13 protein-coding genes are annotated in these 14,511 nt (G+C 49.0%); 11 read left to right on the top strand and 2 right to left on the bottom strand.

Features of this window, described 5'->3' with window-relative positions; translation table 11 throughout:
• Positions 1-42 precede the first annotated feature (42 nt).
• Positions 43-627 carry a P-loop nucleotide/nucleoside kinase family protein gene (locus GC096_RS03535; RefSeq protein ID WP_171628920.1) on the bottom strand — a complete coding sequence of 195 codons (585 nt, stop codon included), beginning with the start codon at positions 625-627 and terminating at the stop codon, positions 43-45.
• A gap of 190 nt (positions 628-817) precedes the next feature.
• Between GC096_RS03535 and GC096_RS03530 the strand changes: the two genes are divergently transcribed.
• The 6 genes from GC096_RS03530 to GC096_RS03505 all read left to right on the top strand — a co-directional run bounded on the left by GC096_RS03530 (position 818) and on the right by GC096_RS03505 (position 7,622).
• Positions 818-1,951, top strand: a complete 1,134-nt coding sequence (locus GC096_RS03530; RefSeq protein WP_171628919.1) for a serine hydrolase domain-containing protein — start codon at positions 818-820, stop codon at positions 1,949-1,951.
• 93 nt (positions 1,952-2,044) lie between these two features.
• Complete coding sequence (locus tag GC096_RS03525; protein WP_171628918.1) at positions 2,045-2,797, top strand: 4'-phosphopantetheinyl transferase family protein; 753 nt, start codon at positions 2,045-2,047, stop codon at positions 2,795-2,797.
• Positions 2,798-2,882: 85 nt separating this feature from the next.
• The gene (locus GC096_RS03520; protein WP_312886178.1) at positions 2,883-4,475 is read left to right on the top strand and encodes an AraC family transcriptional regulator; all 1,593 of its coding nucleotides are present in this window, start codon (positions 2,883-2,885) and stop codon (positions 4,473-4,475) included.
• Positions 4,476-4,575: 100 nt separating this feature from the next.
• Positions 4,576-5,583, top strand: coding sequence for an ABC transporter substrate-binding protein (locus tag GC096_RS03515; protein ID WP_171628917.1), 1,008 nt, complete (start codon positions 4,576-4,578; stop codon positions 5,581-5,583).
• A gap of 10 nt (positions 5,584-5,593) precedes the next feature.
• Positions 5,594-6,601, top strand: a complete 1,008-nt coding sequence (locus GC096_RS03510; RefSeq protein WP_171628916.1) for a FecCD family ABC transporter permease — start codon at positions 5,594-5,596, stop codon at positions 6,599-6,601.
• Positions 6,594-7,622, top strand: coding sequence for a FecCD family ABC transporter permease (locus GC096_RS03505; protein WP_171628937.1), 1,029 nt, complete (start codon positions 6,594-6,596; stop codon positions 7,620-7,622). The genes GC096_RS03510 and GC096_RS03505 overlap by 8 nt, the downstream gene beginning before the upstream one ends.
• A 377-nt stretch (positions 7,623-7,999) precedes the next feature.
• Here the strand turns inward: GC096_RS03505 and GC096_RS03500 are convergent, their stop codons facing one another.
• Positions 8,000-8,170 (bottom strand): hypothetical protein, encoded by a 171-nt coding sequence (locus GC096_RS03500; protein ID WP_171628915.1) that lies wholly within the window; start codon positions 8,168-8,170, stop codon positions 8,000-8,002.
• An 849-nt stretch (positions 8,171-9,019) separates the two neighbouring features.
• Between GC096_RS03500 and GC096_RS03495 the strand changes: the two genes are divergently transcribed.
• From GC096_RS03495 to GC096_RS03475, 5 genes are read left to right on the top strand one after another with little or no spacing between them, the layout of a single operon-like run.
• Positions 9,020-9,892 (top strand): alpha/beta hydrolase, encoded by an 873-nt coding sequence (locus GC096_RS03495; RefSeq protein WP_171628914.1) that lies wholly within the window; start codon positions 9,020-9,022, stop codon positions 9,890-9,892.
• Positions 9,893-9,900: 8 nt separating this feature from the next.
• A complete protein-coding gene (locus tag GC096_RS03490) occupies positions 9,901-10,686 on the top strand; it encodes a 2,3-dihydro-2,3-dihydroxybenzoate dehydrogenase (RefSeq protein WP_171628913.1) in 786 nt (261 codons plus the stop codon).
• Positions 10,687-10,710: 24 nt separating this feature from the next.
• Positions 10,711-11,919 (top strand): isochorismate synthase DhbC, encoded by a 1,209-nt coding sequence (gene dhbC, locus GC096_RS03485; protein ID WP_246302548.1) that lies wholly within the window; start codon positions 10,711-10,713, stop codon positions 11,917-11,919.
• A 14-nt stretch (positions 11,920-11,933) separates the two neighbouring features.
• A complete protein-coding gene (locus tag GC096_RS03480; protein ID WP_171628912.1) occupies positions 11,934-13,565 on the top strand; it encodes a (2,3-dihydroxybenzoyl)adenylate synthase in 1,632 nt (543 codons plus the stop codon).
• Between the two features lie 18 nt (positions 13,566-13,583).
• On the top strand, positions 13,584-14,507 hold the full coding sequence (locus tag GC096_RS03475; protein ID WP_171628911.1) for an isochorismatase family protein: 924 nt from the start codon (positions 13,584-13,586) through the stop codon (positions 14,505-14,507).
• Positions 14,508-14,511: the final 4 nt, after the last annotated feature.

The raw sequence follows: 14,511 nt of genomic DNA, 5'->3' as shown, positions 1-14,511 counted from the left end.
TTGCGTTTGCTGGGTTCTTTCATTTGCTCCCATACACCCAATTCAAGCCAGGATAAAGGCAGCTAATTCAGCTTCCCTAGCATCCGATAAAGGCTCCGAATTATCCCAATACAGGAGAGATGACGGTTCCATCCGCCAAGTAACTTCTCTGCGCTGCAGAGAAGAACGGAATTGCTCCCAATTGTCCAGCTTCCATACATCCAATTCCAAGCCCCTTAAGCGAATACGCTCCTTATAAACATCCTCATACGGTAAATACGCGTAAATCACCTTAACACGGACATCCTGTATGGAAGCTCCGATACGAGCCAACTCCCCTTCCAGCCACAGCGGGTCTCCCTGTTCCTTTGTAAATGGCCCAATCACGATAGCATCCTGATCCAATGTGAGCTGTTCAAGTGCCGCATCCATCGTGATGCGATATCCCAAATCGCGGCAATGTTGCTTATAAAAAGGCGAATCCCGATCGCTGGGATCTTGCCCAGCAAGGGTCATGATCGCTTCTGCCGCGGGGCGCAGTAATGTATCCATATCTAAGAAAGCTCCGCCATGTCGGCGCACCCAAGCTCTTGCTATCGTTGTTTTGCCTGCGCCCGCAGGACCAATGAAGAAGATAAATTTGCGCATATGTAACCTCCGGAATAAACGGTATTAGTGACTGCTCAACAAATTGTAACATAAGAGCGTTTTCAACACAGATTTTCAGGAAACTTTCAGCTATTTTAAGGTTTCTTTAAGATTCACACCACATTTGCTTCACACTTTTTCTGTATATTACAAGAAAAAAGGGGAAAACCAAACTGGAAGGATCGATCTTGTGGTAACAAATGTGATTAGTCCAACTCGAAGTAGTATGGAAGCAACATCCCGTCCACCGGCTCAATGGCCTACGCATGGCTGGCCAACATCAACGCCTGAGGCACAAGGATTATACTCAGCTACGTTAGCTAAGACTTTTGACGTTTTCCATGATCAAGGCGTGCACAGTATAGCCGTTATTCGGAATGGTGTATGGGTGGCAGATGCTTGCAAAGAAGGGATTCAGCCTGAAATTCCGCAAGATATGAAATCAGTTACCAAAAGCGTGACATCAGCATTAATCGGGATTGCTTTAGCAGAGGGAAAACTGAAGACGATTGAACAGCGTCTGGCTACATTTTTTCCAGAGTTAGAACATGATCCTTTAAAATCAAAGATCCAATTGAAGCATCTGCTTAGCATGACTTCAGGACTTTCATGGGATAATGATCAGGAACAATCATCGACAGAGATGATGCATGCAGCGGATTGGGTAGCGTATATTCTAAATCGCCCAGCGCAACATGAACCTGGTGCGGTGTTTAACTATTCGAACGGTGACGCACATTTACTCGCGGCAGTAATCGGAAAAGTAACGGGTATGTCCATGTTTGAATATGCGATGTCGCGGTTATTCGAACCGCTTGGCATAACGAATGTGAAATGGAATCATGATCATCAAGGCATTACAATTGGCGCGTGGGCATTGGCGTTATCACTGGAGGACATGGCAAAGTTAGGCTTGCTGTATCTGAATGAAGGACAGTGGGAAGGAAAGTCAATTATTCCCCAATCTTGGATTCGCACATCATTCATGAAGCGAGTAACTTTAAATTATAGTAATGGTACGCAAGGCTCTTATGGCTATTATTGGTGGACCAAATCACTTGCCAAAGGTTTAACTAAAGGAAGTCGCAAGGAAATGGAAATTTTCTATGCTTCGGGTTCAGGCGGCAGACGTATCTTCGGTATTCCGGAATTGAAGATGATTGTTGCATTGACAGCGAATACCGGTGATGTGGATATGCCAGAAAGTCTGCTGTACCACGTGGTGCAGGCTGTAAGGTCGAACAAGCAGCTCTCTGAAAACCCTGTGGCTTTCGAACAATTGCAGCAAGCGAAACAACGCTTCGAGGAAACACCCTATATGTAAAAGTGAAAGCTGTGTATCAGAGGATACACAGCTTTTCTACGTGTGCATGTTGTGCAAAAGGAGGATTCGCAGGTATTGGATCGAAATGAGTGAATGGTTCCATGGATGATTTGTTGCATAAATGAGGTGTTCGCTATCGCGCGTTTATATGTATTACCAATTACGTTAATAACTCCAGAAGTGGTAACCGAAGGACTCACCTATATATCGGAAGAGAAGCGGGCACGCCTGCATCGCTTTCGTCACCGAGAAGATCTGATCCGAGGATTGATGGCGGATCTGCTGCTTCGTAGTCGAATTGTCGAGGACCTTCACATGGACAATGCAAGCATCAGGTTCGAGCTCAATAGCTACGGTAAACCGAGGCTTAGCGGGGTGAGTAACTACCATTTCAACGTGTCCCACTCGGGGGACTGGGTGGTTTGTCTGGTGGACAACGAACCTGTTGGCGTCGATGTGGAACGCGTGCAAGCCTTCGAAGAGGGGATTGCACGATCCTTTTTTGCGGAGGATGAATATCGCTTCGTGCTGGAAGGCGCTCAAGAGAGGGAGAGACAACTGCGTTTCTATCGGATTTGGACGGCCAAGGAAAGTTATATCAAAGCTGTAGGCAAAGGGCTATCGCTGTCGCTTACCGACTTCTCAGTCTTGACCTCAGAAGGTGTGGAGGGGTTGAAACGATTAGGCGGCGAGGCGTGGCAGCTCTCTTCCTTTGAACTGCTCCGCGCTCAAGACACGAATACCTACTATTTAACGACATGCTGCAAACCATCGGCACACGTGAAAAGTCCGGAACGAGTAGATGTAAACTATATTTTAAGCACATTCAGGTCTGTAAATCGTTGACAGGCCTTCGCTTTTTGTGCTAAATTTTATATTGATAATGATTCTCATTTTCATAAATAGAGAGGAGCCTGCTACCTTGTCTGAAGTGTTGACTAAAGATGAAGACACGTTCCTTTGCCTTGATCATACATGGCTTAAATTTCGCACTGCTCAATTCATTCAAGAGGGAAACCTGGCTCAGCAATTTATTTCTTCTTACTGCATGATCGTTGTTAAGCAAGGTGAAGGCCATTTGCGAATAGATCTGGAAACTTTTCGTATGCAACCGGACACTGTACATATTCTAATGCCAGGCGAAACGGTTGGTTTTTGTGATGGACAGAAGTCAGAGTTGTATCTCATTGTTTTTGATATTCAGGGTGATACGTCAGATGATGAGGTGCATTTCCCACTCATGGGCGAGCTGCCTGTCCATATCGAGGGCACGCTGACTCAGCTGTGTGAGCAGCTATTTTCAAGCTGCAGAAGTGAGAGCGCTGTGGAGCGATTTCGAGGACAGTCTCTATTTCTAGAACTGATGCATTGGGTGATGACGCATATTCGTCAGAATCCCAAGTCCGACTCACGGGCCGCTATGGATCGTACGAAGAGCTATATCGAAGCCCATTATAAGGAAAGTATGACGATTGAACAGCTCGCACGTATGGCTGAAATTAGTCCGAAATATTACGTGAGTTTATTCAAAAAAACGTACGGCAAAACCGCCATCGACTACCTTACGGAAGTCCGAGTGAATATGGCGAAGCAATTGATGCTGCAAACCGATGTACGTTTGAAGGATGTTGCCTACCAAGTGGGTTATAATGATGAGTTTTATTTTAGCCGCATGTTTAAGAAAGAAGTTGGTGTCTCCCCGACCGTGTATTTGAAAAATCGCCGACAACGAATCGTCGCTTATTCATCGACGGTGCTCGGACAATTGCTTGCACTCAAGATCATGCCTTACGCTGCCCCCCTACACCCCAAATGGAGTTCCTACTACTATAATAAATATCGCACAGATATCCCTTTGCACTTGAGTGGCTACCGGTTTAATGAGGATTGGGAAACCAACGTGGAAGCACTGGAGCACAGTCAGGTGGATTACATCATTAGCACAGACCAGTTGGCAATGAAGGAGAAGGAGCGATTGTCTCAAATTGCCCCTGTTCATATTGTACCGCTGTATGATAAAAGCTGGCAGGAGCAATTGCACGCCACGGCACAAATTGTTGGTGCATTAGATGAGGCAGTTGTTTGGATAGACGGTTATAACCGTGAGATTAAGCTCGTACGAGAGCGACTGCAGGAAGAGCTTCAGAATGATAAAGTGTTGATTGCCAGCTTATTAGGCGATAGCTTCTTCTTATTCCCGACACGTGGGATGCGAGATGTATTTCTCGATCTGGGCTTACAGGCACCGCTGGGCTCAGAGCAGTACGCAGATAACCAAAGTTTGACGCTGGAAGCGTTGGCCCATCTCGATGCGGATCATTTGCTTCTCAATATACGGCAGGAGTCAGAGACATTGCAGCATTGGGAGCGAATCCGTACGTCTGCCCCATGGCAGGACCTGAAAGTTGTACGCAGAAATCGCCTACACCTCATTTCCTCTGATCCGTGGCGAGAGTACTCTGCCTATGCCATGGAGCGCATGGTTCAAGACATTCATGAGCATTTATGTGACAATCGTACATGAGAACTTCCGTATATTGTCCATGTTCGACATGGGCAACTTCTTTTATAATTTGATGAGAATGATTATCATTCGTAACGGATAGAGAGGGGATTTAAGAAAAATGAAAAAGTTAGCAACAATCGGTATTACGACATTGGTTCTGTTAGGATTGACGGCATGTGGCGGGGGGAAAACAGAAACGGCTCCTGCAGCAGCAGGTACAACAGCTCCGGCTGCTTCCGTGGCTCCAACAGCTGCTCCCGCAGCAACGCCATCAGGGCCAAGAGTCATCAAATACGTGGGTAAAGAGTACACGGTACCTGGAAAAGTGGATAAACTCGTTATTACGGGCGCACTTGAGTCTTTGGAAGATGCTTTGCTGCTAGATGTGAAGCCAGTTGGTGCACTAACGGTTGGTGGCAAATTCCCAGCTGTATTCGCGCCAATTACGGATAAAGCAGAGGGCGTAGGCGAGAAAGCACAGCCGAACCTTGAAACGATTTTGAAGCTGAAGCCGGATGTTATTCTCATGAGCACCAAATTCCCTGCGGAGACAATTGAGAAAATGACCAAAGTGGGCCCGACGATTCCGGTATCTCACATTGCAACAGATTGGGAAAATAACTTGAATTTGCTTGGCGAATTGACAGGCAAACAAGATAAAGCGAAGCAAGTACTAGATAAGTACAAAGCGGATTCAGCAGCTTTGAAAGCGAAGATCGGTCCTATTTTCAAAGATAAGAAGGTATTGGCAATTCGCGTACGTGCAGGCAGCTTATTCATCTTCCCTGAGGATGTATTCTTTAATCCATCTATCTACGCTGAGCTTGGTGCAACAGTGCCGGCGGAAGTGAAAGCAGCGAAAGCGCAACAAAACGTTTCACTCGAAAAGCTTGCTGAGATGAACCCGGATTACTTGATTGTTGAATTCTCTGAGGAAGAGAACAAAGATACACCGAAAGTGTTCGAAGACTTGAAAAACAACCCAATCTTCAAAAACATTAATGCCGTTAAAAATGGTCAATTATATACCAATCTCGTAGATCCATTACTACAAGGCGGTACAGCTTACAGTAAAATTAAATTCTTAGAAGCGATTAATGGCTCTAAATTAGTTCAAGCAAAGTGAGAGTAGAGCTATGAAATGGAGAGTACCCGCACCAACCCTCATCTTATTGGCAGCACCTTTCGCGATATTTTTTACGATCGTGCTGTCCATCTCATATGGGGCCAAAAGCATGGATTTCAGCCGTATCATTGAAGCTTTCGTCCATTTTGATGCGAACGATGTCGATCATCAAATTATTATGCACGCTAGACTGCCAAGGGTTATTGGAGCACTGCTCGTCGGTGCGTTCCTCGCGGTGTCGGGCGCTCTCATGCAGGGGATGACCAGGAACTATCTGGCATCCCCTTCAATCATGGGGATATCCGATGGCTCAGCATTCGCAGTAACCTTGTGTATGGTCATTGCACCTTATTCCTCGATGATGGCTATGATTATGGCGTCTTTTGCTGGCTCGGCGCTAAGCATCGTTATTGTATTTGGGCTAGCTTCGCTATTACCAGGGGGATTGTCACCTGTGCGTTTAGCGATTCTAGGGACACTAATTGGGACGTTTCTGAGTAGTGTGTCTGCGGCAATTGCGATGTATTTTCAAGTTTCCCAAAATATTAGTTTCTGGTATAACGCACGCCTGCATCAACTGGATCCACAGCTGATTATGCTGGCGGTTCCTTTTGCCGTTGTAGGTCTGGGGCTTGCCATATGGATGTCCAAGTCGGTGACGATCTTCTCATTAGGGGACGAAATCGCCGTATCGCTTGGGCAGAAGACGATGCAGGTCAGATTGTTAACGACATTAAGCGTCGTATTACTGACGGGTATCTCTGTGGCTATTGCAGGTAAAATTGGATTTGTTGGCCTGCTTGTCCCACATATCACAAGGTTTCTAACGGGAATCGATTACAAATGGATTATTCCATGTTCGGCTGTGATCGGTGCCGTTTTCTTGGGGTTGTGTGATGTGTTGAGCCGATTCTTGAATTTTCCATTCGAGATGCCGATCGGTGTCGTTACCGCGATTCTCGGTGTACCGTTCTTCCTCTATCTCATTCGCACACGAGGAGGGGAGTCTCATCGATAAAAGAAGTGATCGGTACTATGCTTTGCAGATTCTCGTTGGTATTGGACTTCTGTTACTAACGGCGTATATGTCCCTAACAAATGGGGCTTTCGATATTACGTTGAAAGATGTGTTTAAAACCCTGCTGCGGATTGATGCGCAACATGATTATGATCTAGTGATATTAGAGTTCCGACTACCTCGTATCGTCATCGCTTTGTTGGTGGGGATGGGGCTAGGGATGGCGGGAACAGTTGTGCAGAGCTTGACCAGAAACAACTTGGCCGATCCGGGCATCCTGGGTATCAATGCGGGAGCGGGGATGGCGATGGTCATCTTCCTGTTTTTCTTTCAAGGGAAGGTGAAAGGCACGGGCTGGGCGGCGATTCTGGTCATGCCTATTGTCGGCTTGGTCGGTGGGCTGGGCGCAGCGCTTCTGATCTATGTCTTCTCCCAAAAGGAAGGGAGACTGGATTCGCAGCGCCTTCTGCTCACGGGGATCGCGATTGCATCGGGCTTGTCTGCAGTGACCGTGTTCATTACGCTCAAAATGAATGCCAAAGATTTCGAGATGGTTGCCGTCTGGGTATCCGGCAGCATCTATAATGCGAACTGGAAGTATATTATCTCCATCCTGCCGTGGTTGATCATATTGACGCCAGTTCTTATCTGGCGATCTCTTGTGCTGGATGTGTTCCAGCTGAGCGAAGAGAGCGTTCGCGGGCTGGGCGCCGCTGTGGACAAAGAGAAAGCAATCCTTCTGCTGAGCAGTATCGGTATTGTAAGTGCCTGCGTATCCGTCTCCGGCGGCATCGGATTTATTGGCCTCATGGCGCCGCATATCGCTCGCCGACTCGTCGGCATAACGCATCGCCGGCTGCTGCCCGTCAGCGCGATTGTCGGCGCGCTCTTGGTGATGATCTCCGATTTCATCGCCAAAATGGCGTTCGCGCCGGTGGAGATGCCCGTCGGCGTCGTTATCGCCATTATTGGCGTGCCGTACTTCGTTTGGCTGCTGTATCGGAATAAGCATCGCCGATAGAGAGTGGTGGAGCCGCCCCTGGGAGGGGGCGGTTTTTGTGTTCATTCCACTAGCCTCCACCTCTGGGCGGATTAGATGGATTTCCTACAGTAAATTAGGCGGGAAATCGCGCTTTCGAGCAAATAGATGGATTTCCTGTAGCTAATTTGGGCCGGAGTCGCGGATTTCACTGATATCGCCAGAAATAGATGTAGGAAATCCAGTTAAACAAGAAAATCGGGGGATTCCAAAGAAATTAGCAGGAGTTTATACAGTTAATCTGCCGCAGGAAAGGGGTGAGCGGCACCGAGCAAACTAGTTGAAGCGCCTTACTCCCACTATTACATCGATCCACGCACCACATGTACACACACGCCAAACAAGCTAGTTGAAGCCCCTCACTCCGACCACCACATCGTTTGACGCACCACAGGCACACCGACACCAAACAAGCTAGTTGAAGTCCTCACTCCCACGACCACATCGTTCGAACGCACCACATGCCCGCCCGCCAAACAAGCTAGTTGAAGCCCCTCGCACCCAGCACCACAACGTTTGACGCACCACATGCACACCGACACCAAACAAGCTAGTTGAAGCCCCTCATTCCCAGCACCACAACGGTCAACGCACCATATGAACTGACCACGCCAAACAAGTTAGTTGAAACCCTTCACTCTCACCACCACAACGTTCGACGCACCACATGCGCTACCACGCCAAACAAGCTAGTTGAAGCCCTCACTCCGACCACCACATCGTTTGACGCACCACATGCACTACCACACCAAACAAGCTAGTTGAAGCCTACTCCCACCACCCATCGTTTGAAGCACCACATGTATACCGACACCAAACAAGCTAGTTGAAACCCCACATCCCCATGACCACATCGTTCCACGCACCACATGCACACACACTCCAAACAAGCTACTTGTACACCCTTACCCCTCGCTTATTGACTCTGATTGGATTAACTGGATTTCCTACAGTAAATTTGCCGGGAAATCGCGCTGTCGAGCAAATAGATGGATTTCCTGTAGCTAATTTGGGCCGGAGTCGCGGATTTCACTGATATCGCCAGAAATAGATGTAGGAAATCCAGTTAAACATAAAAATCGAGGGATTCCATAGAAATTAGCTGGAGTTTTTACAGTTAATCCACTGCAGGGAGGGAGCTATTCACCCCTAACCCTCACAATATTCTCACAGGAATCAACTAACTCGCTTCGCTGACCTGAACATTCTCCATTCCAATATGTGGATATCGTTCATGGTCGATGCGTTTACCTTCCCCTATAATCAATAATGAGAATCATTATCAACTACTACTTCCGTAGACAATCCATCGATCCGTAAACACACGAGATCCAGCCTGATCGTTGAACCTGAAACGAGAGGAGAAGAGAGGAAACCCAATGACCCGTTTATCCCATTCATCCATCGAGACCACTACGCCTTCGAGGGAAGTTGTCCGTCAGTCTTTTACATTACCGAACACAGAGCAGTATCTTCTTCACAGCGCAACAAGAGAGCAGCCCTATCAAATTTACGTATTTAAGCCTTCGCAGGAGGCGCCGCCTGAAGGATTCCCAGTCATCTATTTGCTGGATGCCAATGCGCTTTTTGCCACGATGGTTGAAACGATGCGTGTACAATCACGCGTTCCCGAGAAGACAGGTGTCTACCCGGCAGTCGTTGTCGGTATTGGCTATCCGACAGGCGAGCCGTTCGATTCCTCGCGGTTTTATGATTTTACGATGCCGACGCCGCAAGAAGTGCTTGATGCTCTACCCGTACGTAACAAGGATGCTGCAAGACCCCAGGTCGGGGGGGCAGATGCTTTTCGGGCTTTCATCGAGGAGGAGCTTAAGCCACGCATTGAACGAGATTATTCGATTAATACGAAGCAACAAGCGGTCTTTGGGCATTCGCTAGGTGGACTTTTCGTGTTGCAAACCTTATTCACACGGCCGCACACGTTTCAAACCTATATTGCAGGCAGTCCATCGGTTCACTGGAACAAAGCGATGCTGCGCGAACAGGAGGACCAGTATACTTCCTGTCTTCAGCAGGGGCAAATTCAACATAAGCTTCTCATCACCATAGGTGAGCTAGAGAGGAATCACCCGAGCAATATGAGCGAGAATGCCAAAGAGCTGTATGAGCGCTTAGCCCTCTTGCCAAATGAAAAGTTAGATGCGCATTTCTATGAGTTTGAAGGCGAAGGACATGTTTCTGTGCTTCCGGCACTGGTAAGTCGTGCTGTTCGCTTCCTGCGAAGGGGGTAAGTGAGCCGATGAGTCTTAACGAATTTAAAGGCAAAATCGTACTCGTAACTGGCGCAGCGCAAGGCATTGGGGCAGCAGTCGCTCAAGCTTTCTCGGAGCAAGGTGCGCGAGTAGCTGCAGTCGATGTCCAAAAGGCGGCCATAGAAACCTTCGCATCCAACCAAACAAGTCACGGCCTTGATGTGACGGCCTATCCATTGGATGTCACCAATAGCAAGGCTGTGCAGCAAGCAATTGCTCAGATCGAGCAGGAGCTGGGCCCTATCGACATTCTTGTTCATGCGGCTGGAGTGCTGCGTATGGGCCCTATCGTTTCCTACTCTGACGAGGATTGGGCGCATACACTCGGAGTTAATCTCAGTGGTGTTTTTCACGTTTCGCGTACAGTGAGTGAACGCATGATTCCTCGTCGCAGAGGGACGATTATCACCGTCAGTTCGAATGCAGCAGCCATTCCTCGCATGGACATGGCTGCGTACGCAACCTCGAAAGCAGCGGTGACGATGTTTACCAAATGCTTGGCACTTGAGCTTGCTGAGTATGGAATTCGCTGCAATATTGTATCGCCTGGCTCGACGGATACGCCTATGCTGCGCGGGATGTGGACGGATGAGCATGGTGCACAGCGGACCATCGAAGGCTCTCCGCAAACGTACCGAACGGGTATCCCACTCGGGAAGCTAGCGACACCTGCCGATATCGCGAATAGCGTGCTGTTCTTGGCGTCAGAGCGTGCAGGGCATGTGACTATGCATGATTTACGAGTAGATGGTGGCGCTACACTTGGCGTCTGAACCAAATGAAGGAGGATGATTAACATGAATGCCAATGTTCAAATAGCCACGATGCCCACAGCGGCGGATCTGCTAGCGGATTACCGTCCGGGGAATTCGTTTTTCTTCGCTTCTCCCCATGCAACCTTGCTTGCGCAAGGAACGCTGGCTGTGCTGCCACGATCGGAAGGAGCGAACGAGCTTCAAACGCTGCCTGAACGCGCGGCACGTTTGCTAGCTCAGCTCAAACAACCAGGGCAAAGCCTGCCGATGCTAGTGGGCGCTGTACCTTTTGACCCTATGCAGCCTGCGCAATTGGTCGTACCTCTGGAAACACGGAAACTGGGCCCGCTTAGCTTTACACAGAGCGAACGTCAATGGCGTCCAATGGGAAGCCGAATTGACATGGAGGCTGTGCCAGCCCCAGAAGTATACGTAGAGGGGGTCAATAAAGCCTTAGGCCGCTTACGCGCAGGTGAACTCGATAAAATCGTGCTCGCACGCACCCTAAGACTGACCTCACCACAGCCCATCAATCTGCAGCAGTTGCTTCACAATTTAGCCATTCATAATACCCATGGGTATACGTTTGCGGTAGATCTGACCAAAGGTCAAACAAGCAAAGAAAATAAAACTTTAATCGGCGCTAGCCCCGAGCTCCTCGTAGCCCGAACAGGTCGCGTAGTCGTTGTTAACCCGCTTGCTGGCTCCACACCACGAAGTGCAGATCCTGAGGAGGATGTAAGACGCAGTCAGGCCCTTCTCCAATCCCCGAAAGATTTACGCGAGCATGCGCTGGTCATAGAAGCCGTGGCGGAAGCACTTCGTCCGTACTGTGATCCCTTGCATGTCCCAGCTACACCTTCGCTTGTGCAAACTTCAACCATGTGGCATCTGTCGACCGAAATAAGGGGGGAATTAATAGATCCGTCTATCTCATCATTGGCTCTTGCCGTTGCCCTGCATCCGACGCCGGCTGTTTGCGGCTCACCGACAGAGCTTGCTAGAGAAGCGATTAAAGACATTGAGCCATTTGACCGTGGCTTTTATACAGGATTAGTAGGTTGGTGTGATGCGAGTGGAGACGGGGAGTGGATCATCACGATTCGCTGCGCAGTTGGAGACAATCAATCGCTGGATTTATACGCAGGAGCTGGCGTTGTTGCAGAATCCAGCGCAGAAGCTGAGCTTCAGGAGACATCAGCCAAGTTCCGAACGATGCTTCATGCAATGGGATTAAATCAAGAGTCATGAACAGGAGAGATCATATGTTAGCGAATTGTCCAACATGGCCAGAAGAGTGGTCTGCACAATATCGGGCAAAAGGTTTATGGCAAGGACAAACGCTCGGCGACATGCTGGCAGAACGAGCATTGAAGCACGGCAACCGAACCGCAGTAGTGAGTGGAGCAAGCCGCTATAGTTATGCGGATCTGGACCAACAAACGAATAAGCTCGCCTCAGGCTTCTTACAACTGGGCATTAAGCCAGAAGATCGCGTGGTCGTGCAGCTTCCGAATAGGGTTGAGTTTTTTACTGTCATTTTTGCCTTGTTTCGAATTGGGGCAATTCCAGTGTTTGCGTTGCCGCTTCACCGGCAGAGTGAGATTCAATATTTATGCGAATGGAGCGAAGCAGTTGCTTATGTCATTCCTGACCACGAAGCGGGCTTCGACTACCGCGTTCTCGCACAGGATATGAAGTCTAAGGTTCCATCGTTACAACATGTTTGTGTGGCTGGCGACCCAGGCTTGTTCCAATCCCTCGCTAGCATAGCTGACATGCAATCAGAGTCTGATCCTAATTGGCCACATGTAAAAGCCAGTGACGTCGCGTTCCTCCAGCTCTCTGGCGGAAGCACAGGATTACCCAAGCTCATTCCCCGTACACATGATGATTATATGTATAGCTTTCGACGCAGCAATGAAATCTGCGGGTTAAATGAAGAGAGCGTGTACCTCGCTGCTCTTCCAGTAGCACACAACTTCCCGCTAAGCTCCCCTGGCGTGCTTGGCACGCTGTACGCAGGAGGGAAAATTGTACTGGCTGCAAGGCCGAGCCCGGACGATGCATTTCCGTTGATTGCGCAGGAAGGGGTGACCATTACGGCACTCGTTCCTCCACTTGCCTTGATCTGGATGGAGGCTGCCTCTGCACGCAAGGATGATTTATCCAGTCTACAGGTTCTTCAAGTAGGCGGGGCCAAATTTAGCGAAGAAGCGGCGCGTCGTGTTGAGCCTGTTCTTGGCTGTAAGCTGCAGCAGGTATACGGCATGGCTGAGGGGCTGGTGAATTATACACGGCTAGACGACCCTGAGGATGTCATTGTACGAACACAAGGCAGACCGATGTCGGACTGGGATGAAATTCGCATTGTTGACGAGGAAGATAACGAGGTTCCCGTCGGAGAGGTTGGCGAGCTGCTAACCCGAGGCCCCTACACGATTCGAGGCTATTATAGGGCAGAGGCGCATAATGCGAAGGCATTTACAGCAGATGGCTTCTATCGAACGGGAGATCTGGTCAAAGTCAACGAGGCAGGTTACATCGTCGTAGAAGGCCGGGCCAAAGATCAGATCAATCGTGGTGGTGACAAAATCGCCGCGGAAGAAGTGGAGAACCACCTGTTATCGCATCCAGGTGTTTTCGATGCTGCCTTAGTATCCATGCCGGATACCTTTCTCGGGGAGCGATCCTGTGCATTTATCATCCCACGCGGTCAGCAGACGTTATCTGCCGCCGAGCTCAAAAGCTACCTGCGTACACGCGGGCTTGCTTCTTACAAAATTCCTGATCGTATCCAATTTGTCGAGACTTTTCCACAAACAAACGTGGGCAAAGTGAGCAAAAAAGCGCTGCGCGAAGTTTTCTTAACAACCGTCACCAACGGATCCTTATAAAGAAAGAAGTGGACATCTATGGCTCTTCCTAAAATTCAACCCTACCGCATGCCAGTGGCAGCTGATTTACCGCAAAATCGTGTAGCTTGGACACCCGATCCGAAGCGCGCCGTGCTTCTTATCCACGATATGCAGCAATATTTCTTGAATGCTTTTACGCTAGGCGAATCGCCTGTTAATGAGCTTCTAGCTCATATCTATGCCCTGCGCGAACAGTGCAGGAAGCTCGGTATTCCTGTTGTGTATACGGCTCAGCCAGATGCCCAAACGCCAGAGCAACGCGGCCTGTTACTTGATTTCTGGGGCACCGGGATTAATGACCATCCGGAACTCAAGCATGTCGTACCTGAGCTAGCCCCCGAGGAAGGCGATATTGTCCTCACGAAATGGCGCTACAGCGGCTTTCGCAAAACGAACCTGGCAGAGATCATGCAGGATAGCGGCAGGGATCAACTTATCGTTAGCGGGATTTATGCGCATATCGGCTGTTTGATGACAGCTTGTGAGGCGTTCATGCAGGATATTCAACCGTTTTTTGTGGCGGATGCAGTAGCCGATTTCTCATTAGAGAATCACCATATGGCGATCAACTATGCGGCACAGCGCTGTGCCGTGACATTGACAACGGAGGACGTGCTTCGTCATATAGCGCCAGCCCCAATATCAGAGGGGAATCTCCTTAGCATTGACAACGTACGCGAGCAGGTGGCAGAACTGCTGAATGAATCCCCAGATAGCTTCACGTACGAAGAGGATCTCATTAATGAGAGAGGTTTGGACTCCATACGCATTATGAGCTTAGTCGAGCAGTGGCGCCGATTAGGAGCCGAGGTCACTTTCGTAGAACTCGCTGAACAGCCTACTTTAGCGAGCTGGTGGCAGTTGCTTACGACCAGACTGCAAATTCCCGTGCCGAATCTCGACTATTTTGCTAGAAAATAAGGAG

It is taken from the genome of Paenibacillus plantarum (assembly GCF_013141695.1).
In the GTDB taxonomy this organism is placed as follows: Bacteria; Bacillota; Bacilli; order Paenibacillales; family NBRC-103111; genus Paenibacillus_E; species Paenibacillus_E plantarum.
This window is presented reverse-complemented; position numbering and strand designations above follow the sequence as displayed.